General features: G+C 40.2%; 17 protein-coding genes. 10 read left to right on the top strand and 7 right to left on the bottom strand.

Annotated features, from left to right (window positions below; translation table 11 throughout):
• Positions 1–5 precede the first annotated feature (5 nt).
• The 4 genes from AC0VZ5_RS06330 (at position 6) to AC0VZ5_RS06315 (ending at position 4,310) form a co-directional block, all read left to right on the top strand.
• Positions 6–1,337, top strand: a complete 1,332-nt coding sequence (locus tag AC0VZ5_RS06330) for a DUF5690 family protein (protein ID WP_198523001.1) — start codon at positions 6–8, stop codon at positions 1,335–1,337.
• Positions 1,334–2,143, top strand: coding sequence for a phosphonoacetaldehyde hydrolase (gene phnX / locus AC0VZ5_RS06325; RefSeq protein ID WP_198523000.1), 810 nt, complete (start codon positions 1,334–1,336; stop codon positions 2,141–2,143). Before AC0VZ5_RS06330 ends, phnX begins: the two co-directional genes overlap by 4 nt.
• Positions 2,143–3,534 (top strand): FAD-dependent oxidoreductase, encoded by a 1,392-nt coding sequence (locus tag AC0VZ5_RS06320; RefSeq protein ID WP_198522999.1) that lies wholly within the window; start codon positions 2,143–2,145, stop codon positions 3,532–3,534. The genes phnX and AC0VZ5_RS06320 overlap by 1 nt, the downstream gene beginning before the upstream one ends.
• Before the next feature lie 89 nt (positions 3,535–3,623).
• Entirely contained in the window at positions 3,624–4,310 is a 687-nt protein-coding gene (locus AC0VZ5_RS06315; protein WP_138607013.1) for a GntR family transcriptional regulator, read from the top strand.
• A gap of 52 nt (positions 4,311–4,362) precedes the next feature.
• On the opposite strand, the gene phnW is transcribed toward AC0VZ5_RS06315, so the two are convergent.
• From phnW to AC0VZ5_RS06295, 4 genes are all read right to left on the bottom strand, one after another.
• Positions 4,363–5,460: a 2-aminoethylphosphonate--pyruvate transaminase gene (phnW, locus tag AC0VZ5_RS06310; RefSeq protein ID WP_475474594.1), complete on the bottom strand. Its 1,098-nt coding sequence runs from the start codon at positions 5,458–5,460 to the stop codon at positions 4,363–4,365.
• 155 nt (positions 5,461–5,615) lie between these two features.
• Positions 5,616–8,648: a TonB-dependent receptor plug domain-containing protein gene (locus tag AC0VZ5_RS06305; RefSeq protein WP_198522996.1), complete on the bottom strand. Its 3,033-nt coding sequence runs from the start codon at positions 8,646–8,648 to the stop codon at positions 5,616–5,618.
• A 9-nt stretch (positions 8,649–8,657) separates the two neighbouring features.
• Positions 8,658–9,734: a FecR family protein gene (locus tag AC0VZ5_RS06300; protein WP_178955733.1), complete on the bottom strand. Its 1,077-nt coding sequence runs from the start codon at positions 9,732–9,734 to the stop codon at positions 8,658–8,660.
• Positions 9,731–10,282 (bottom strand): RNA polymerase sigma factor, encoded by a 552-nt coding sequence (locus AC0VZ5_RS06295; protein WP_178955731.1) that lies wholly within the window; start codon positions 10,280–10,282, stop codon positions 9,731–9,733. The genes AC0VZ5_RS06300 and AC0VZ5_RS06295 overlap by 4 nt, the downstream gene beginning before the upstream one ends.
• A 287-nt stretch (positions 10,283–10,569) precedes the next feature.
• Between AC0VZ5_RS06295 and AC0VZ5_RS06290 the strand changes: the two genes are divergently transcribed.
• From AC0VZ5_RS06290 to AC0VZ5_RS06265, 6 genes are all read left to right on the top strand, one after another.
• Entirely contained in the window at positions 10,570–11,172 is a 603-nt protein-coding gene (locus AC0VZ5_RS06290; RefSeq protein ID WP_010389613.1) for a PilZ domain-containing protein, read from the top strand.
• A 120-nt stretch (positions 11,173–11,292) separates the two neighbouring features.
• Positions 11,293–12,348 carry an agmatine deiminase family protein gene (locus AC0VZ5_RS06285; RefSeq protein ID WP_475474593.1) on the top strand — a complete coding sequence of 352 codons (1,056 nt, stop codon included), beginning with the start codon at positions 11,293–11,295 and terminating at the stop codon, positions 12,346–12,348.
• Entirely contained in the window at positions 12,345–13,238 is an 894-nt protein-coding gene (locus AC0VZ5_RS06280; protein ID WP_010389610.1) for a carbon-nitrogen hydrolase, read from the top strand. The genes AC0VZ5_RS06285 and AC0VZ5_RS06280 overlap by 4 nt, the downstream gene beginning before the upstream one ends.
• Positions 13,239–13,288: 50 nt before the next feature.
• Positions 13,289–16,762, top strand: a complete 3,474-nt coding sequence (gene mfd, locus AC0VZ5_RS06275; protein ID WP_475474592.1) for a transcription-repair coupling factor — start codon at positions 13,289–13,291, stop codon at positions 16,760–16,762.
• Entirely contained in the window at positions 16,762–17,598 is an 837-nt protein-coding gene (locus AC0VZ5_RS06270) for a peptidoglycan binding protein CsiV (protein WP_475474591.1), read from the top strand. The genes mfd and AC0VZ5_RS06270 overlap by 1 nt, the downstream gene beginning before the upstream one ends.
• Before the next feature lie 26 nt (positions 17,599–17,624).
• Positions 17,625–17,879, top strand: coding sequence for a DUF3862 domain-containing protein (locus tag AC0VZ5_RS06265; protein ID WP_178955722.1), 255 nt, complete (start codon positions 17,625–17,627; stop codon positions 17,877–17,879).
• Between the two features lie 31 nt (positions 17,880–17,910).
• Here AC0VZ5_RS06265 and AC0VZ5_RS06260 read toward each other — a convergent pair whose 3' ends face one another.
• The 3 genes from AC0VZ5_RS06260 to AC0VZ5_RS06250 all read right to left on the bottom strand — a co-directional run bounded on the left by AC0VZ5_RS06260 (position 17,911) and on the right by AC0VZ5_RS06250 (position 23,268).
• Positions 17,911–19,278: a hypothetical protein gene (locus AC0VZ5_RS06260; protein WP_198522988.1), complete on the bottom strand. Its 1,368-nt coding sequence runs from the start codon at positions 19,276–19,278 to the stop codon at positions 17,911–17,913.
• 107 nt (positions 19,279–19,385) lie between these two features.
• Positions 19,386–22,103: a TonB-dependent receptor gene (locus AC0VZ5_RS06255; RefSeq protein WP_413401699.1), complete on the bottom strand. Its 2,718-nt coding sequence runs from the start codon at positions 22,101–22,103 to the stop codon at positions 19,386–19,388.
• Positions 22,104–22,833: 730 nt separating this feature from the next.
• The gene (locus AC0VZ5_RS06250; RefSeq protein ID WP_475474590.1) at positions 22,834–23,268 is read right to left on the bottom strand and encodes a hypothetical protein; all 435 of its coding nucleotides are present in this window, start codon (positions 23,266–23,268) and stop codon (positions 22,834–22,836) included.
• Positions 23,269–23,399: the final 131 nt, after the last annotated feature.

The following is a 23,399-nucleotide window of genomic DNA, read 5'->3' as shown; positions in this document are numbered from 1 at the left end:
ACCCTATGTTTACGCAATCAAAGTGGCTACATCGTGCACACGGTGTTGGGTTTGTTCTATTTGCAGCAAGCGCTGCATTTATGACTTACTTTTGTATGTATGCATTTCGTAAACCCTTTACAGCTAACAGCTATACAGAGTTTGACGATCCAAGTTGGCAAATTAGCTTTAAAATAGCACTCATACTGGCACAAGTATTTGGCTACTTATGCGCCAAATTTATTGGTGTTAAGGTCATTGCAGAAATGCGGCACCAACAACGGGGTCTTGCCATCATTGGTATGATTACAGCAGCTGAATTATCGCTAATTTTATTTGCCGTGACCCCTGTTGGAGTCAACGTAGTATGGCTATTTTTTAATGGTTTATCGTTGGGAATGATTTGGGGTATTGTATTTAGTTTCTTAGAAGGCAGACGAACTTCTGAGATACTCGGTGCCATTCTCAGTGTCACCTTTATTTTGGCGTCAGGTTTAGTGCGCAGTGTCGGTAAATGGCTGATAGATAATCTCAATGTTCCGGAACTGTGGATGCCTGCCGCAACCGGAGCGTTATTTTTACCCTTGTTGTTACTTAGTGTTAAGTGTTTAACCTTGTTACCCAATCCAACACCAGAGGATCAGCAGGCGCGTCAACAACGCTTACCTATGAATGGTAGAGCCCGCTGGCAATTTTTCAAACAATACTGGTTTGGTATTAGTTGTTTAATTCTGAGTTTCTTATTATTTACTGGCTTTCGTGACTTTCGCGATAACTTTGCCGCAGAAATTTGGCAAGCACTGGGATATGGCCAAGAGCCAGCTATATTCGCCTATGCAGGTATACGAATGGCATTCATAGTCTTGATTGCACTTGGTGCAATGGTGTTAGTAAAAAATAATAAAACTGCTTTTTATGTTAACCACGGATTCATTTTGTTTGGTGCCTGCTTGTTCGTAGGCAGTACTGTTGCGTTTGAAAGCCAATTACTAAACGCTAAGGCATGGATGGTGCTCCTTGGGGCTGGCCTTTATATTAGTTACATCCCCTACAATTGCTTCTTATTTGACCGTATGATTTCTGCTGTTGGCTCAACCGCTAATGCCGGGTTTTTAATTTACTTAGCAGACTCAGCTGGTTATTTGGGCTCGGTGAGTATCTTACTCTATCGCACCTTTGTGATGCCTGAGATTAGTTGGCTTAACTTTTTTATAAACGCCTGTTACTGGATCGGCTGTATCGCTGCATTCTTGGTATTGTGCTCACTAAGCTACTTTGTAATGCGCTTATCCCCTTTCAAACAAGTTCGCAGGTTACACCCTGTATCTACACCTACATATATAAGAGAAGAAATATGAAACATTTAGAAGCACTCATTTTAGACTGGGCCGGCACAGTTGTAGACCATGGCTCTGTAGCGCCAACCACTATTTTTGTGGAGGCATTTAAAGCCGCGTTTGATTTTGATATTACGCTGGCGCAAGCGCGTATTCCGATGGGCATGGGAAAATGGGACCATATTGCAACTCTAGGTAAATTACCGGAAATTGAATCTCGTTGGCAGGCACAATTTGGCTGCTCAATGACTCATGAGCAAATAGATCATATTTACAATACCTTTATGCCATTACAAAAAGCTAAAGTCGCAGATCGTGCTATGCCTATTGCTGGCGTATTACCCGTAATAGCGCGTTTAAAACAGCAAGGTATTAAAATTGGCAGCTGTTCAGGCTATCCTCGCCAAGTGATGGACGTGCTTGAAGTGGCTGCCGCTGAATATGGTTACCAACCCGATCATAGCGTTGGTAGTGATGAACTAACGGCTGGCTCTCGCCCAGGGCCATGGATGGCACTTGAAAACGTGAATGCACTAGGCATTCAACGTGTTGCGAACTGTGTAAAAGTTGACGATTCAGCACCTGGCATCGCTGAAGGGTTAAATGCAGGAATGTGGACTGTTGGTGTTGCCCTAAGTGGTAATGCTGTCGGTTTAACCGAACAAGAATGGGCAGCGTGCTCAAACGATGAACAAGCCGTTTTAACCCGTCAAGCATACCAGCATTTATATCAAGCAGGTGCTCACTTTGTGATTGACTCTTTAGCTGATATTGAACCTGTTTTAATGCAAATTGAAGCAAAACTCGCTCGAGGAGAGCGTCCTTAATGAGTTATCAACCTTTTTGGTTTGATAACGCCATAAAAGAGGAGGATGCCGATAGACTTCTTCCTCAACTTCCTGAAAATCATCACACCGATATTTGTATTATCGGTGGGGGGTTTACAGGACTTTGGACCGCCATTCAAATCAAGCAACAGCAGCCCCAAAAAAAAGTGACTATTATTGAACAAGGGTTGTGTGGCCAGGGCGCATCGGGCCGTAATGGCGGTGCGATGTTAACATGGTCGACTAAATTACCCAGTCTGATTAAATTAGTAGGATTAGAAAACGCCCTTTTTTTAGTACAACAATCTGAGCAAACCGTCCATGATATTAAGCGTTTTACGCTAACTTATGCTATTGATTGTGATTGTCGAATTGATGGATGCTTTTATACAGCCTCCAACACGAGTCAAATTGGGCGACTAAGTAACGCGCTTGATTACTTAGATAAATTTAAAATTAATTCGTGGCATTCTTGTGACACTCAACAATTACAACAAACCGGTTCAAAGCAAAACCTCACTGCTCATTTTTCTGCACATGGTGGCAGTGTACAACCAGCGAAGCTCGTCAGAGGATTAAAGCGAGTCGCGCAACAGCTTGGAGTGACAATAATAGAGCAATGTGAATATATGCAACACTTTGGCGATCAACAAATAACCGTACATACAAGTCAGGGGAACCTATTATCCAATACAGTTATTTTTGCGGTTAATGCGTGGCTACCTAGTTTACATAAAGTATTTTCTCGCTCTGTTGTACTGGTTTCTAGTGACATGGTCATCACTAAGCCAATCCCAGAAGTTTTAGAGCAACTAAATTTAAATCACGGCAGTGCTATTATTGACTCTCGTCTGTTTGTTAATTACTACCGGACCACCAGTGACGGGCGGTTAATGTTAGGTAAAGGAGGAAACTTTTTTAGTTATTGTAATAAGGTGCATCCAAAGTTTGATTTGCCGAGCAGCTATGATGATATTTTAAAATCATCACTCAATTATTTCTTTGAAAGGCATCACTTACCCATAGAACGAACGTGGACGGGCGCTTCCGATCGCAGCGTTTCTGGCTTTCCATTCTTTGGTCAGCTTAACAATCAAAAAAATGTATTTTACGCAGGTGGCTACTCTGGCAATGGCATTGTACAATCTTATTTGGGTGCAAAAATTCTCTGTGCAATGGTACTCAATAATGATCCTAAGTGGCAAAACTGTGGCTTAGTTAATCAATCACTAAATCAGTTTCCTATTGAACCCATCCGAACAGCAGGTGCATATTTAGTACGTAATGCAATAAGACGTAAAGAGGCCGCAGAAGATAGTAATGCAGCAGTTCGCAGTATTGATAATTTTTTGGCTAAATTAAGTGGCAATGCTGCTAAAGTCGATTCATAAACTAGCTGAATATAATACTCACCATAAACAATATAAGTCATATTATACTCAGCTAAGCTATTATATTTTTTAGGATAAATAATCAAACGATGCTTTTATATCAAGAGATCCGTAATTATATTCATGCGCTACTAAAAACCGACGTGATTGCAGCGGGTCATAAGTTGCCTTCAGAGCGAGAATTACAACAAAAGTTTAGTTCTACCCGAATTACTGTACGCGAAGCGCTTCTGAGGTTGGAAGCTGAAGGCCTAATATTCAGTCAAAAACGTAAAGGCTGGTTTGTCACCCCAAAAAGATTAAAGTGGCACCCTGCTACTAAAGTCAATTTTTATGAATTGGCAAAACAACAAGGGTTTGTTGCACAAACGACACTCGTGAGTGTACAACAGCAGGCAAAGCTTGAAATTTGCCGAGCGTTAGATGCCCAAACGCTTTATCATCTTCAACGTATACGTAGTCTAGATAATCGCGCCGTAATGTTTGAGCATATTTATTGTGATGCTAAACGCTTTGCTGATTTTCACTCACACCCCTTAGATACCTCTATAACCGATATTATGGCAAAACAGTACGCAACGAATATCGTTAAAGAGCAAAGCATAATAAATGTCACGGTATTACCTGATGAAGTGAGTCATCTACTTGAAAAAAATAGCGGTACACCCTGCTTACACGTTATTCGAAAGCGATTTGATGAGCATGGTTTGTTAGTTGATTATAACATTGAGTACTGGTTGCATAATGCCATTGAAATGGTGGTTGATGGCCAATAAAAAAGCGGTGTTTAATGAAAATTAAGCACCGCTTGCACGGGTGAAATTAGCTTTAAGCTTTCCAATATTGGTTTTTTGCCACAGCATCAAGCAAACGCTGTATATCGGCCTCATCTACTTCACCAATATTACCTATGCGAAAGCAATCGGCGTTAGAAACTTTACCAGGGTAAATAACAAAACCTTCTTGCTTTAACGCACTATAAAAAGATTTAAAATCATAATGCTCTTCGCTAGGCGACAAGAATGAGGTAATGATGGGGGAATGAACTTCCTCATTCAGTAAAGGTACAAACCCTAACGCTTTCATACCAGCTACCAAAGTCTTTTGGTTTTGCGAGTAACGCTTAAAGCGCTCTGCTATTCCTCCTTCCTCATCTAACTCTTGCAGGGCTTGATAAAATGCACGCACAACATGAGTTGGCGAGGTAAAACGCCATTTACCATGGTGTTGCTCCATACATAACCATTGCTGATATAAATCCAATGACAAGGAGCGCGCAATGCCTTCACTTTGCTCAATAATACTTTGCTTACATACCACAAAGCCAAAGCCAGGGACACCTTGAATGCATTTATTTGCAGAGCTGATCATTACATCTATATGCCACTGTGCTAGGTCGAACTCAATACCGCCAAAACTGCTCATAGCATCAACAATAAATACCTTTTGATACTTTTTAGCTAGTGAGCCAACCTCTTCAATAGGATTGAGTATACCTGTGGTCGTTTCACAATGGACCATTGCAATGTGAGTAATACCTGAATTATTTTTTAAAATAGTATCAATCTCATCAAGGTTTGGCAGTTCCGTTTCTGTATAATTTAAAACATGACAGTCAATTACTAAATAGTCGGCAATTTCAGCAATACGCTTCCCGTATGCCCCATTATTAATAACAAGTAACTTACCCGTTTTTGGAATAAGACTGCCAAGCGCTGACTCTACACTGGCAGTGCCACTGCCTTGCATTAATACACTAGTATAATTAGGTTGTGATGTCGCAAGCGATACTAATTTATTACGTATTGTTTGCACTATGTCGCGATTATAATCATCATCCCAAGTACACCAGTCTTTAAGCATCGCCTGCTTAACAGTATTAGAGGTCGTTAATGGGCCGGGCGTTAATAGCAAATAATTGTTCATAATTTATTTCACTCAATCTGGTCTAGTCCAGTTATTATTGAAGATTTCATAAACTAAAAACAGTGAAGTTTTTATGACACTATAAACACTGTAACCATAAAAACGATAAAAGGGCCTTACGGCCCTTTGGTTGTTAAATAACAATAGGAGAGTTATTAAAAGCGGTACTCTGCACCTACGTAGTAGTAAGCACCGTTAAAACCAAATGGCGCTGAACGACGTGAGTACTTAAATACACCATCGCTGCTGACAATGGTGTTACCTTGAGCATCTACAATTGTGCCTGAACGTGAATTACCTATGGTGTTTTCATCCGGGTAAACATCAAATAAGTTATTTGCGCCAATATTTACTGATAAATCGTCGGTCACAAAGTAATTTACTTTGATGTCAGTTAAAATTTCAGCACCATAAGTCTGGCGGCCGCCATCTTCCACTGTATATTCACCAAAGCGATTAAGCGATAGGTTTACGGTCCAGTCGTCGCGACGATAAAGTGCACTTAAGTTAATTCGATCTTCTGGTTGCCATTCTTCAATAATAGAAATTTCTTGATCAGAAAACACATCATCGACTGGCACGGTTTCAAGACCAGAACCTGCTGGTGTAAATAACGACACGACATCGGTTTCTGTAAAGTTAGCCGCTAGCGTGAAATCAAGCGTGCCGCCTAGGCCTTCTGTATTCCACGTAGCAACAAAGTCGATACCTTGTGTCTCAGTGTCAGCGCCATTTAAGAAAAACTGCCCTGCACCTGCACCCGAGCTTAATAACGCGGCATCAAGGCTGCTTGATAAGCCTTTACCTAAGCGATTACTGATTACAATACGGTCGTCAATATCGATTGAGTAGTAATCTAGGGTTACATTAATATTATCGCTTACGTTATAAACGATACCTAAACTGCGGTTTTGAGATTTCTCTTCTGTGAGCTTAGGAATACCTAAACTTTGGGCAAGGGTTGAATCGTTTCTAAAGGTCCCTACTTCTTCAGCCACTAAATTGCCATTAGGGCCTACAACAAACTGTGTGCTGATGTTGTTAAAATACAACTGTTGCATTGAAGGTGCTCTAAAGCCTGAGCTTAGCGCACCACGAAGTGAAATATCTTCAGTTACTGACCAGTTACCGGCTAGTTTAAAGTTAACTGTATCGCCAAACCCTTTGTAATTGTCGTAACGTAACGCCCCTGAGATAATCACATCTTCAATAACGTAAGCTTCAGCATCTAAGTAAAATGAGATCACATCACGCGACTCATCAACCGAAGATGCTGGCGATGAACCACCAAAGCCTTGTGTGCCACCGGATGCGTTTTCGCTGCCAATACCACCGCTTAGTCCATCGTAAATATTAACACCATTGTTGGTATCGTAATCACGATATGCATATTCACTACCCTCTAAAATTCGGTACTCATCGGTACGAATTTCAGCACCCATTGCTAACGAGTAGTCATCAAAATTTTGAGTAAAATCAAGATTGATCGTTTGCAGTGATAGCTCCATGCCATAAGCGTAACCTTGACGGGGAATCGTGGCGCGAATATCTGCTGCACTTAGGCCTTGGTCATAACGTAAAAAATTCGCGTAAGAGCCGTTAATAGTATCGCTGGTCGTGTAGTCAATACTGTTTTCACCATAGGTGTACGATAAATCTAAGCTTGAGTCGTTATCAAATTCAGTTTTATAACCAAAGTTATAGGAAATATCATCAATCGTGGTATTTATTTTAGGTAAGAAGCCAGCTGGGATAGTTGCATCGCCATCTTGAAGTACCGGATTACCACCTGCATTGGCATTATGACGGAAAAATGCCGCTGATTCGTTATCACGAGTTGAATAGGTAATAAAACCGTATAGTTCACCCGCTCCTAATTCGTAGCCGGTGTTAACTGTTAAACCAAATTGTTGAGAATCAGCATCACCAATTCTGAATGTATCACGTGGTGCGGTTAATTCGCGTGGATCACCTGCAAGCAAGGTGCCATCAGAAAGTTCAGTACAGCCATAAAACTGACATGAACCATGAAGGCCTGCACGGTTAGTCGGTGCTCGGTCACGGTAGTTAATAGTTGTATTTAAATAACCGTTATCACCTAAAGCAAAGCCTTTATTAAAGTCAATATTAACGGTTTCGCCATCACCTTCTGAATACTCACCGTAGTTAACGGCCGCTTTACCACCTTCGCTGCCATCTTTTAGCACGATATTAATAACACCGGCAATTGCATCCGAACCATATTGAGCTGCAGCGCCATCGCGAAGCACTTCAATACGTTTAATTGCTGAGGCTGGAATCGCATTCATGTCAGTACCCGCAGTACCACGACCAACCGAGGTATTAATATGAATAATACTTGCTTGGTGGCGACGCTTACCATTGATCAATACCAATGTTTGGTCAGGGCCAAGGCCACGTAACGTTGCAGGTCTTAATGCATCAGTACCATCACTAATAGATGAACTTGAAAAGTTAAAAGAAGGTGCGATAGCTTGAAGCATGCGGCCAACTTCTGTTTGGCCGGTGTTTTCGAGTGCTTCTGCACTTAAAATATCAACGGGGACAGGTAAGTCTTCAACTGAACGTCCTGCGACACGACTACCTACAATAGCAATTTTTTCGATGTTTTTTTCTGCGCTTTGTTCAGCGGCATTTATTCCTTGTGAATTAACTGCAAGTAAAGCAGGTAATACGGCAGCACTAACTCCTGAAAGCTTCATCATGTTGTTATTCTTCCTATTGATTTGTTTGAGTTTAATACTCAGTAAACCATTTTGATCAACAACCGCATCGAGCTCAGTCTCAGCTAACAATGCGTTTAACGCATCGAGTTGAGAATAAAATCCATATAATGAATTTGCCTCGAACTGTTTAGCAAGCTCATACGAAAAAACCACTGTTTGTTCAGTTTGCTTAGCAAATTCTATTAAGGCTTTGTCTGCTCGTTGCGCTTTTATATCAAACTGCATCATTTGTCCCTCAGTTTGACTCGCATGCACACTGATACTAAAAAACAGCGGTGCAACGAGTCCCAGCGGACTTAAATAACACGTATGGTTACTGCGCAACTTATATAAACAGTTAGCAAACAAAAATCCTCTATAGGTTTTTATCATTTTTTTAATCTTTAAATTACTTTTTACACCCTTATGAGTAACATTGATTAACAATGGCGTGATTTTCATTACCATTACCTATGATTTTTTTTGATATTTTAAACTAACAACATGCTCGCCTAAACGCTCATGTTCAATTGAAAAGTTATTTTGTAGGCTCTCTAAAAGCCCTGCAACATCACCCGCTTTAAAAACGCCTGCCACTTTAATGCGCGCTAATTCATCAGATGATAATTCAAACCGAGTGGCGGTATAACGGCTAACCTCGTTTAAGGCATCAACTAACTTTTCGCCATTAAATATCAACATGCCATTTTGCCAAGCTAAATCACGTTGTACATCATCAACCGATAACTGTGTGATTGGTTTGGTAACGCTTTGTTCAATAATGGCTTTTTCACCAGAAATCACAATGTTGGCATTGATTTGGCGAATATCTTGGTTGCTGTTATCAGCTTGTTGATACGCTTTAAAATCGTCAGCATTAACAGCAACACTAGGGTCGGTGATCATTACTTTACCTTCAGTAACTACCAATTCAAGATCAGATGAGGTATTGCGCTGCACGTTGAATACTGTACCAAGCGCGGTAAAGCTTTTATCCCCCGCCATAACACTAAACGGGCGTGATGCATCTTTAGCTACATTAAAACGCCCTTCTCCACGACTTAGTAATAACTGTCTGCGTCCTTGGCTATAAGCGACTTCTAGTGAACTATTGGTATTAAGCTGAACTATGGTGCCATCTGGTAAAACATAGGTTGCTTGCTCGCCAACCTTTGTTTTATAAATTTTTGTGTAATTTACTTTAGCGAGATCTTGGTTAAAGTTGCTCTGCATGTTTAGCAAAAAGTAGCTACACATCATTAAGGCTGCAACAACACTTGCCGCAATACCGTATACATAAGCAGGCTTGGTTTGAATGCCAGCTGAGTGCTTATTAGGAAATAATACGCTGAGCTCGTTAAGCACACTTAAGTCATCCCACAGTTGTGCTAATTCATATACCGCATTCTGATGAGCCGTGCTTTGTAGCATCCACAGTTTAAATTGCTCTTGCTCTTGTGTACTTAAGCCACGATCAATCGCGCTTATCCATTGCGATGCTTTTTCTAAGATTAACTCTTTTGATGTAAATTGATGGATGTTACTCATTTTACAGCCCTCACTATGCTCGCACTTTGTTGGCAATTCTCATCGTGCGCTTCGTCGCGCATATATAGCATGGTGTTTAATAATCCTTTAGCAATATGCTTTTCTACCGTACTTTGACTTAGCTGCATTTGCTGTGCGATCTCTTTTTGGCTCATCCCATATACTTTTTTTAATATAAAACATTTTCTCACTACAGGGCTTAGTTGCTCAGTAGCACGACAAAATAGTAAAAAACGTTCTTTGGAGGTATATTCATCTTCTAATTGCATCGATTTTAGCAATTTAGGAAGTTCAGTTTCGTGATTTAAAGGAGTACTAAATTTATTATCCCATTTAGCTATATGATTTAGGGCGAGATGTTTAGCTGTTTTCAACATATAACTGCGGGTGTATTGAATATCTTGTTTTAGCTCTGCTTCATAACTTTTAACAAAGGTTTCTTGAACAATATCATCAACATCGTCAGGTAACACAATTTTAGACACAAAGCGCCGCAGTTGCGTGGATATATCTGAGAATGTACTGGCTAATTTAATTCCTCGAGCCACGTGGGTAGTCCCTTGTTATTATTATTACGGTAAGATTACGAGTTTTATGGTTAATTACAAGGCATTTTGTTAATTATTGGTTATTTATTAGTTGCGAATATACGCACTCAGTATAAATGTATTAATATTTATTATGTTCTTAATCATTATGGCTGTATAAAAAGTAGCACCCCTAGCGTTTTTATAGTGAAGCCAAACCCTTATTTAGCTTAATTTTTATTGGGTTGCTGTGTAGTAATTTAATAACCGCAACGCTACTATTAACGGATAGAGGCTAGGAGTTAAAAATGAATAATCAAAAATTAGCTGATTTTGAGCTTTACTTTCAAATCGAAGAGAGCAATCGCGTCAATCTATTTGCCGTAGATGACGCAGTGGTACCAAAAAGTTTGGCTGAACTAGACGCAGATATTCCGCCTTTATTTAAACTTGCTAACGAAGTCAGTAGTTTAGATCAAAGTGCTTTGGGTCCTTTGCGTAATTTAGGAGATATTGCCCAAGAACTGACGACGTTTTTACAAGCCCAGTCGCGTAAGATAGATTTGATCATGAGCCATATTTTAGCTTCAGAACAACCTGAAGATAACTCAATTTATTGCGATAGTTATGGCGGCGGCGGAATTAAGTTTACCAGTGAACATTTGTACACATTAGGTCAGAAATTTCGTACCAAACTGTTTTTACAGCATGAAGCCTCTGCGGTGTATTGTTATAGCGAAGTTGTTGCTATAGAAAAACAAGACAATGAGCATTACCAGTATACCCTGCTATTCGTATCAATAAGAGACAGTGATCAAGAGTTGGTTGTTAGAGCCAGTTTACATGCGCAAACACGCCAACTTAAAAAGCGCCAACAACTTGAAAAAGCGAAAGAGAGTTCAAACGAGTAACACGAGTGTTTATTTACTGGTTTAAATCGCTTTAAATTGTAGTTCAAACGTTTATTTAAAAGTGACTTAGCTGTAATTGAACTGCTAAACTAGCCCCATCTTTATTTGTATTAAAAATCCATGAACTTTAGACTTCTACCTGAATGGGCCGAGCAAGATGCTGTTATGCTTACATGGCCTCATAAAAATACCGATTGGGCTGATAATTTAGCGCGTGTTGAACCCGTTTATATTGAACTTGCAAAACATATTACCGCGCAACAAGCCTTAGTGATTGTAGCTCATGATGAGGCATTAAAAACCCACATTAGTTCATTACTAAATGATGCTGGTATTGAGCAAACCCGTGTATATTTTGTTGTTACTCCTACTAACGACACGTGGGCGCGTGACCATGGCCCACTTACGTGCAGCGCTATAGAAAAGCCAGATCAATTAAAAGTCTTCGACTTTACCTTTAATGGCTGGGGTAATAAGTTTGAAAGCGCCCTTGATAATCAAATAAACCACACATTAGTTAAACAGCTAAGTAATACAAGTAACCAGTATCAAGCCCTCGATATGGTGCTTGAAGGCGGTGGTATTGAAATTAATGAACACGGTGTATTGCTAACAACCAGCGAATGTTTACTGAATAAAAACCGTAACCCTGATTTAAACCCAAGTGACATAGAAGTACTTTTAAAAGCGCACTTAGGGGCAACTGATTTTTTATGGGTTGATCATGGTTATTTAGCCGGTGACGACACCGATAGCCACATTGATACGCTTGTTCGCTTTGCACCTAACAACACCCTTGTGTATGTAAAATGTGACGATAAAAGCGATGAGCATTTTAGCGCGCTAGATGCCATGGAAAAACAACTACAAAGCTTTAAAACTGCTGATAACACCCCATATAAGCTAATTGAGTTACCGTGGCCAAAAGCCGTGTATGACGATGAAAAGACGCGTCTACCTGCCACCTATGCAAATTACTTAATTATAAATAACGCGGTATTAGTGCCTATTTATGACGATGTAAACGACCAACGTGCTTTAACACAAGTTCAAAAAGCATACCCAGAGCACACAATTATTGGTGTAAATTGTTTACCTATTATTGAGCAATTTGGCAGTCTTCACTGCATTACAATGCAATTACCTCGTGGATTTTTAGCTGGAGCAGCACAATGACAAGCCCTGCACATTTATCAGTTGCCTTAGTGCAACAAAGCAACAGTGACAACGCTGAACATAATATTGAAAAGTCAATTGCGGGCATTCGCGATGCAGCTAGTAAAGGCGCGCAACTTGTTGTATTACAAGAGTTACACCGCAGTTTATATTTTTGCCAAACCGAAGACGTTGATGTATTTGATTTGGCCGAAACAATACCAGGCCCAAGTAGCAACACTTTAGGCGAACTCGCAAAAGAGCTCGGTATTGTTATTGTAGCTTCATTATTTGAGAAACGTGCTACGGGTCTTTATCACAATACCGCCGTGGTGCTTGAAAAAGACGGCAGCATTGCAGGTAAATACCGTAAAATGCATATTCCAGACGACCCAGGGTTTTATGAAAAATTTTACTTTACTCCCGGGGACTTAGGCTTTGAGCCTATTCAAACCTCAGTCGGTAAGCTTGGCGTACTGGTGTGTTGGGATCAATGGTTTCCTGAAGCCGCGCGTTTAATGGCAATGGCCGGTGCTGAACTTTTAATCTACCCGACAGCTATTGGCTGGGATCCACGCGACGATAAAGACGAGCAAACCCGCCAAAAAGATGCTTGGGTTATTTCACAACGAGCGCATGCGGTTGCTAATGGCGTTCCGGTAATTAGTTGTAATCGAGTTGGTCATGAAAGCGATCCGAGCGGTCAAAGTGACGGCATTCAATTTTGGGGCAACTCTTTTATTGCAGGTCCTCAAGGCGAAATGTTGGCAGAGGCTGATAACCAAAATGAACAAATATTAATGGTAAAACTTGATCAAAAACGTAGCGAGAACGTAAGACGTATCTGGCCGTATTTACGCGACCGTAGAATTGATCATTATCAAGATTTAACAAAAATTTACCGTGACTAAATAATAATGTGGCTCTTACTCGTTAAGAGCCTAATTTAATGGAGTAATTAATGGCGTTTGAGCAATGGGCAGCCTTGCCTTGGGTAAAATCTCAAAAAGATAAAATTCAATGGGGCGAACTTCTAGGCAGTGGCTTAAGCATTGCTATTGCACAAGGTGTTAAGCAGCAAGACAACTTAGTGTTAATTGTTACCCCTGATACACCAAGTGCTCTGCGCCTTGAAACAGAATTAGAGTACTTGCTGCCTGATAACCCAGTAATGGTTTTTCCAGATTGGGAAACATTGCCTTATGATCACTTCTCGCCCCACCAAGATATTATTTCAGCACGTTTAGCAACACTCAATACACTGAAAAAAGAGCAACAAAGCGTGCTCATTGTGCCGGTATCAACCTTGATGCTGCGCACTGCCCCTGCATCATTTATATACGGCTCAACGCTGAATTTTAAAGTAGGCGACAGATTAGATACCCATGCCCTGCGGGACAATTTAGAGCAAGCGGGTTACTTACATGTGCAACAAGTCATGGAGCATGGCGAGTACGCTATACGCGGCTCAATTGTTGATTTATACCCCATGGGGAGTAAGCATCCATTTAGGCTCGACTTTTTTGATGATGAGCTTGATACCATCAGTTTATTTGATGTGGAAACTCAGCGCTCAGACGAAAAAGTAGAAAAAATTGAGCTACTACCTGCTCATGAGTTTCCTACTAACGAATCAGATATTGAACGTTTCAGAATAAGCTATCGTGAAAAATTTGGCGCAAGTGCTGAGCAAGACTCAGTCTACATGCAGGTCAGTAAAGGTAATTGGCCAGCAGGTATAGAATATTACATGCCGCTATTTTTTGAAGGCTTAGCAACCATTTTCGACTACTTGCCTGACTCAACAACCGTCATGCAATTAGGAGATTTAGAGCATGCAGCAGATAACTTTTGGCACGATGTTAATGTACGCTATGAGAACCGCCGAGTAGACCCTCTGCGCCCACTATTACCACCCGATGAGTTATATCAGCCAATTAATGAGCTGTTTTCTAATTTAGGCAATTATGGCCGCATTCGTCTATCGCAAGCAAAGTTAGGCACAAAAGCGGGCAATAAAAATCTCGCAGTTAATGAATTGCCTAATGTACGCATCGATCATAAACAACATCAACCTTACGATGCATTTATTAATTATGTAGCCGAGCAAAAAAAGAAAAAAGGCCGAGTGGTTATTAGTGTTGAGTCGGACGGTCGACGCGAATCATTACTGAGTATATTAAAACCCAGCGGCTTAAAATTTAAAGAGTTTGATAGCTTTGAGCAGTTTACCAACAGCAGTAATGACGTTGGTTTAATTGTCAGTCCGCTTGAGCAAAGTGTGGTGCTTAGTACTAAACCAAGCTTGAGCATTATTACCGAGCAAGAATTGCTTGGGATCAAAGTATCACAACGCAGACGCCGTAAGCACAAGTATGAAGCAAGCCAAGACGCGTTAATTCGTAACTTAGCAGAGCTTAAAGAAGGACAACCGGTTGTGCACCTTGACCATGGTGTGGGCCGTTATCAAGGGCTGCAAACGATTGATGCCGCCGGTGTGGTGACTGAATTTGTGACCATTACTTATGCAGGTGAAGCAAAACTGTATGTGCCGGTATCGGCACTTCATATGCTTAGTCGTTACTCTGGGGGTGAAGAGGCCAGTGCGCCACTGCATAAGCTCGGCTCTGATGCCTGGGATAAAGCAAAAAAACGCGCCGCTGAAAAAGTCCGTGATGTGGCTGCTGAGTTACTCGATATTTACGCACAACGCCAGGCTAAGCCTGGTAATAAGTTTACGCTTGATGGCCAAGCTTATCGCCAATTTAGTGATAGCTTTCCGTTTGAAGAAACAGATGATCAACGTAACGCCATTGAAGCGGTACTTGGTGACATGCAGTCAAAACAAGCCATGGATCGTTTAGTATGTGGTGATGTTGGTTTTGGTAAAACCGAAGTAGCTATGCGGGCAGCCTTTGTAGCGGTTAACGATAATAAGCAGGTGGCTATTTTAGTCCCTACCACCCTACTTGCTCAACAACACTACGATAATTTTAAAGACCGCTTTGCTGATTTTCCAATTGAAGTGGGGGTGCTATCGCGTTTTAATTCGGCCAAAGAGCAAAAAGAAACCCTTGAAAGAATGAATGATGGCAAGCTAGATGTGGTTATTGGCACTCATAAATTGATTCAACAAGATATCAACTTTAAAGATTTAGGCCTGTTAATTGTTGATGAAGAACACCGATTTGGGGTTCGTCAAAAAGAAAAAATTAAAGCTCTGAGAGCTGATGTAGACATACTCACTCTGACCGCAACCCCTATTCCGCGTACATTAAACATGGCGATGAGTGGCATGCGTGATTTATCAATTATTGCCACTCCACCGGCTAAACGTTTAGCGGTTAAAACCTTTGTACGCCAACGCGACGAAGAGCTTATTCGCGAAGCGGTACTACGTGAAATTAAACGTGGCGGCCAAGTATACTTTTTACATAACAACGTAGAAACCATTGAACGTGTCGCTCAAGAAATTAGCGAATGGGTGCCTGAGGCAACAGTAACCTCTGCACATGGTCAAATGCGAGAGCAAGAGCTAGAGCAAATAATGACCGATTTTTATCATCAAAAATACAATGTCCTTGTGTGTACCACGATTATTGAAACCGGTATTGATGTACCCACAGCAAACACCATAATTATGGATAGAGCCGATAAACTTGGTCTTGCTCAGCTACACCAGTTGCGCGGACGTGTAGGTAGAAGCCATCACCAGGCCTATGCTTACTTACTTACCGGTAACCCTAAGGCACTCTCTAAAGATGCGAAAAAACGTTTAGATGCGATTGCATCATTGGAAGATTTAGGTGCAGGCTTTGCCTTAGCAACTCATGATTTAGAAATTCGTGGTGCGGGTGAGCTATTAGGCGATGATCAATCAGGGCAAATGCAAACCATTGGCTTTAATTTATACATGGAAATGCTTGAGCAAGCCGTTAACGCACTTAAAAATGGTCAAGAGCCAACCCTTGAAAATCTATTACAAAAACAAACAGAAGTAGACTTAAAGTTACCTGCCTTGTTACCTGATGATTATATTCATGATGTTAACGCGCGTTTAGGTATGTACAAGCGAGTAGCAAGTTGTGCTAACCTTGCTGATATTGATGAGCTGCAGGTAGAATTAATAGACCGCTTTGGTTTATTACCCGATGCAGCGAAAAACTTATTTAGTTTACAACAACTAAAGATGCAAGCGAGTAATCTAGGCATAACCAAAATAGAGGCTAACCCGAAAGGGGGCTACTTTGAGTTTAGTCAAAACACTAAGGTTAATCCTAGCTTCATTATTGGTTTGATACAAAGTGCGCCACATATTTATAAGATGGATGGCGCAAATAAATTACGCTTTGCCATTAGCGAGGCGAATGCCCGTGAACGCTTAAAAATGATCACTGCTATGATTGCAGATTTCGAAAAAAAGGTTAGCCATTAATGTTGCTGAAAAAATCGCTGGTTGTTTTATGCTGCTTGTTTAGTAGTACTGCATTTGCAGAGCGTTGGTTTGAAGTAGAAGTGTTGATATTTAAACAACCCTTTGCCCCATACCTACAAGAAGACTTTAGCTTAAAGCACGACGCCATTGAAGATAAAAACACCTTAGATTTACTAAGCCCTGTTTATAAAAGCCAAGCAATGGACGCATGTATAAACGGCGATCCGCGTTTTCAAAAGCGTACCTTTGCTGACACTCTAGTCAACTCAAACCCTCAGTCAGCAGCGTGTAACGACAGCATTGATTATGTCAAGAGTTACGATGTACTGCCAGTGATCCCTCAAGCACCTGCACAAGAGACGATGGAGCAAACTTACCTGTTAGCCCCTGAGCAGTTGCAGTTTCAATCACAACGCCAAGCCCTAGACCGTAAAGGGTTAACTCCTTTATTACATACTGGGTGGCGATTTGAAGGTGCGAGCAAATTACGTTCGCCTAGCATTCACTTGTTTGCAGGCAGCCAATTAAAAAACAATATGAACACCACGATTAGCTACGCAGATTCTGATTTTATTAGCTTAATAAATACGCCTGAGCCACTATTTGACGAAGTTCAATCTCCCGAAATGAAATGGGAATTAGATGGCCTATTCAAAATACATTTGCGCCATTACTTATTCATTAATGCACACTTTGATATAAATGAAAGACGTAACAATGGCGATCTAGAGTCAGCCCGCTTTTCACAGTTTAGACGGGTGTTTAGTGAAGACATTCATTATTTTGATCACCCTCGTATGGGGATGATTGTGCAAATTCGAAAATTTAATCATTAACAATACTCATTTCAAAGGAAGTAGCAATGAAGAAACTTTTTATTATTTTTGCAGCACTCAGTCTTGCAGCTTGCTCAAAAGTAAGCTTAGAAAATTACGAAAAGATTAAAATAGGTATGGATAAAACAGAAGTTGAAGCTCTTTTAGGCAGTGCTGATAATTGTGTAGAAAAAACACTGCATACCAGCTGTACTTGGGGTAATGACGCTAAAAATATCGAAATTACCTTAGTATCAGACAAAGTAACGCTATACAGCAAAAAAGGACTAACGGATAAATAGTTTAGTTTAAGTAAAACAGGAATAACCTGTGTTATTCCTCTTTTTTACTGTCGCTGGTGTAAATCAGCTCTATATTAACAATTTTACTGCGATTTAAAGTGATTTTATAGCGCTGATACAGCGCATTATCAGATTCAGTCTGAACGAGTACCATATTTAATTGGTAGCGTCTTTCAACTCCTTGCTTAGAGATTTTATTATTTTCTAAATGGTAGAGCTTCCCTTCCCCCTTTTTTAAATAACGTGCAAATGGTGCAAGATTAAATTGCAATGTTTGTTGTAAGCTATCGTAGCCTGGCAAAAATTCTTTAGCACTGACCCGCGTTTCACTAGCAAAATGCAGCCATTGCGCCGCCTGTTTATTTTGCTGACGACGCTTAGAGAAAATTTTCCTCACTTCTTTAGGGATTTTTTTAAACCGCGTATATTCTAACCAAATAAACTGACTCGCTACTTTATCTTTTGTAATACTGTTTTTAAAAATAAATCGCCATTTTGGCCGTCCTCGCACAATAGCACGCCAAATAATACGAGTGATATCCTCTTTAAATATCTCTCTTAACCCGTAAATAACCCCTAAAATCAAAATCAGTGAAGCGGTTATTTCAGTAAAGGTAGAACGTGCATTTAAAATAACCACCATCACAAAAGCCATTATAACGGCTGTTACAGAGCCTTTTACCAAGCGTTTTAAATAACTATTAAGATAACGGGTTTGGCGCTGCAAAATCACACCATGCTCTATTAAACGCTGCAATAGGCGCATTTTATTAGTGATTCTGTTGGCGTCTTTAAGTGTTGAGTCAGAATTATATTGTTGCTCTGCTCGGTAGTCACTTTCTGACTTACAAAAGTTTAATAAGTCATTTCGCTCTTTTGCGTGATCGCTACTGCGCGGCCCTTCATCAAGCAGCTTTAAAAAAGTTTGTTCAATTTGCCAACTTAGGTAATTATCAGCATTGGTATAAAACGGGATCAGCTTTTCGTTATCTGGGGTGTAACGTCTGAGTTTTCTGAGTAAGCTTTGGCTTTGCTCGCAAAGCTCCATGGCCCGTTGATAAAATTCATCGCTTTCTTGAATTTTTAACGCATCTTTAATATCAGCATCAATGGCGAGACGTACTTGATAACAATATAAATTTAAATTTTGTCGGTAATCTTGCTGCTCACCTTTGTTTTTACTCACAAAGCGGCTTCGCACTAATGGAAGGTGAATGTTATTCGCGTTATAGGCTACAAAAGATTTAAATTGGTTATTAAAGTAAGACTCTTCGCTGAGTGTTTGTGCATTAATTCCCATTTCATTTGGGATAGAAAAATAAAGATCGAGACGCTGCTCTGCACGCGGTGATAATTGCGGTTCAATAACAAACGATAAATTTTCGTCTTGCTTTAACAATGGTGCCTCCTAATTTTACTTACCTGAGTTTACGTGCCTCTTTAATTTTGTTCAACAAAAAAGGCCTAGTAAAAACTAGGCCTTTTAGTGGTTCTAATTAGTTAAAATTAGAATTTAACGTTTACGTTTGCAAAGAAACGACGACCTAGTACATCGTATGTGTACGGGTCAGTGTTTGAATCATTGTTACCAGTGTAGTAAGGAGGCTGTTTATCGAACAAGTTGTTTACACCTGCAGTAAGAGAAACAGTATCATTTACTAGGTAGCTACCACTTAGGTCACTATAGATAACTGATGGTGTTGTAGGTGCATAACACGTGTCTTTATTTAGACATGCGTAGCTATCCATACCCGCGATGTAACGCATTTGGTATTGTGCATCCCAGTTATCGCCAGACACATTAATGGTTAGGTTTGACTTAAGATCTGCGTAACCACCTGAACCAGATGTTACTAACCCTGCGTAATCAACAGGAGAACCAGTTACTTCTACAACATATTCATCTAAGTAAGTTGTATCTAAGCCCGCTTTCCAGTTAAGACCTACTGCTTCAAAGCTGTATGCAAGATTTAAATCAACACCCGATGTCTTTTCAGAACCAATGTTTTGTAATTGGTTGTTAAAAGTAATACGACCCGTAGAGTCTAGATTTACATTTGCTGACTGACATAGTGCAGAACCTGCATTAGTGTCTACAGCTAAACACTGATCAACAATGTATTGATTGTCTACAGTTGCAATTGCGTTTTCAATTTCAATTGAGTAGTAATCAAGTGTCATTGAGAAACCATCAAACCACTGCGGTTCATACACGATACCCGCAGTAAATGTATCAGCTTCTTCTGGTGTTAATGCATCATTACCACCAACAGTTACTTCAGCCTGCTCTTGTGCACCAGGGAATTCAACTTGATTAAATGATGGAGAGTTACCTGAGTATAATTCTGAAACCGTTGGAGCACGGAAAGCCGTTGAAACAACGCTGCGTAGCATTAATTCATCATTTGCTTTCCATGTTAAACCTAATTTCCATGTATTATCAGAACCAAACGTGCTGTAGTCGAATGCACGAATAGCGGCACTAAGCTCTACATTTTGCGCAAATGGTGCATCTGTTAGTAGTGGAAGCGCAAATTCAACATAGGCTTCGTTTACATCAAAGCCACCTGCTGTTGGTTCAACCATAGGGTCATTTGCAAGGCCTTGCGCAGTTAGTGAATCTGGTGTGAACCACGCTTTTTCTTGACGACGCTCTACACCCGCAGCAAATGCTGCATAACCTGCAGGTAATTCAAATAACTCGCCAGAAACAGATGCCGCGATAATGAATAACTGGCTGCCACCATTATTTACTTCTGTGTATACATTTTTACGGAAATCTTCTGAAGTCCAAGCAGACTGATCTAACGGGTTAAATGTGCCCTCAACTTCGCCATCTACGGTACGTAAAATACTATCGCCGATCGCACCCATGTTGTGTAAGTTACTTAACTTATCAACCGAATCGTTACGGCCGAAGTTCGCTGAAACGTCCCAAGAGTAATCGCCTACAAAACCTTCAGCACCAACAACGGCGCGAACAGTGTCAACTGACTGTTCAAAAATACGTGGACCAGTATCAGACATACGGCGACCGTAGAAAAGGTCATCACCGTACGCATAGTTTGCAGATTCAGTAATGTATTTACCATCAGCATCTACATCTGCGTAACCATCACCGTTACGGTCTACTTTACTTGTGTATGATTGACCAAGAAGTGAGTCACCCATTGATTCATCATATTTAAAACCAAACCATACAGGTTGTGGTGCCATTTGCTGCTCTGACCAACGCTTGGTGTAAGTGAACTCAGCGAATAAACTTGTATCATCACTAATTTCGTAAGTTGCAATACCCGTTAAATTTAAACGCTCCATTGGCGTGTATAAGTAACTTGTTGGTGAAAAGTTGTAACGATCAGCATCAGTAAATGGGTGTAGACCACCTTGACCACTTAAACCGTTGTCGCCTTGTGCTAAGCCAACGCTAACTTCTTCGCCTTTATCGTTTAATGCTGTTGTAGTACTGTCTTGCCAAATGTGACCACCCTCAGCATAAACAGAACCACCGTTACAGTTTAACCCGTTTGCATCTTCTGCGATTGGGCAATCTGAAAAGTCACGATCTGCTTGTGATGCTTTACCACGATCTGTGTACTGCATGCCGATAACGATATTACCTTTATCGAAAGAGCTACCCACAGTGAAATCTATAGAGTTTTCTGTTGCATCGCCTTCACCGGTAATTGCAGAATTTACGTTCATGTCTAGGCCTTCAAAATTATCTTTTAAGATAATATTGACTACGCCTGCTACCGCATCAGTACCGTATACAGCAGATGCACCATCTTTAAGTACTTCTACTTGTTTGATCATCGAAACCGGAATGGTGTTTAAATCAACCGTTGATGCTGCACCAGTACCTGATGCAATCATACGACGACCATTAACAAGTACTAATGTACGGTTAGCACCTAAGCCACGTAAATCGATACGTGCGTTGCCACCCGAACCATTATTAATACCTGGGTTGGTCATTGCACCGCCCGTAGCGGTCATTTTTTGTAAAACACTATCAATACTTGTTGCACCCATAGCTTGAATGTCATCAGCACCGATAAGTGTAACTGGGCTTGCGTTTTCCATGTCTGAACGCTTGATACGAGAACCCGTTACTTGAATTTTTTCAATTGACTTTACTGCTTCGTCTGCAGCTAAAACTTGAACACTTGAGAACATTGGGATTGCTGCAATTACAGCTAAACCAAGAGTTGATTTTTTCATGGATGAACCCTACTTGTTGAAATTTACCTAAATTGGTAACGCTCACTTTTATGAGAATTTTGAGTGAGCGGGGGCAACTTAGGCGCCTTTAACTGAACGAAAACTTAACGGAAGATCACTATATAAACAGCCAAAATTAAGGTACCCCATGAAAGGGACAAAGGTTACAGCATGTTTCATTGTTAATTAATAAAAACAGATAAAAGTCATGAACTTAACCAAGCGCAATCACATAAAAAACATAGGTGAAATCAAATATATGGAGTTTGTAATCAAATGTAATTTAATCATTAATGTGCCCTTAATAGGTAAATTAACATGTTAATCACAGCTCATTATTAAAACGGTAAAACTAGGTGTTAATTACTAACCATATTTATGCAAGTAGATTGTTTATTTAGTCTGAATTTTTTTACTAAAAGTTTTAATCGTGCAAATTTTATGTTTATTGAGAGTTTCAATCTAGATCTATACCTATAAAGGAGTAATAGCAAAACGAGGGTGTAATAGAAGAAAAGTATTTTATTGCATATGTTGGTATAGCGCTGATCAGATTTGATTATTGGGTATCATTGCGCTTACAGTCCCAGCGCTTTAACTTAGTAATGAATGTAGCTTTTTTATGCTGAGCATAAAACAGACCCTAACATCGGCTAGGAAAGAAACTATGCCTCAGGAGTGTGTTACACAAAAAATAGTGCGATTATGAATAATTGAAAACTAAAACATTTTAGTAAGTAACATTAAAATAATATTCAACCGTTTGGTTAACCGAAGTGCTTTCATTAACTGCAGTGAGCACTAATTTCCAAACCATATTTTGCTCTGAGCAAATACCAACCATAGTATCGGCTAACCAAATATTATCTTGTTTAGTAAACTGCAATGGAATGTAACCCATATACATAGTTACTCCCTCCAATTTAGCCGCTGTTATTGTTAGATCATTAGGTAAGTGAGCATAAATTGAAAACGGTGTCTCTGGTGATAAGATTTCTTCGCTTAACCAAACCTTAACTTGATTTTCAAAATGACATGGTTTGTTATTTTTACACTCAGTTTGCGATTGGCTTACTTTTGCTGTTGATGTTGATGTTGATCCAGAAAAGTCACAACCTAGTAAAAATAATAGAAAAGAAAGTAAGCATACTCTATATATATACATGCAGGTTCTCAAATATCTAATGTATGGGCCCAACATTTAGGGCAAGTTGGTTGATTATCGGCTTTAATGAGTGAGTAAGGTACAAATCACCTCAAAAAATAGACAGCAACTCAATAAAGTTTGATTGATGT

The organism is Pseudoalteromonas sp. QJM3NY_12, from assembly GCF_056173165.1.
This window is presented reverse-complemented; position numbering and strand designations above follow the sequence as displayed.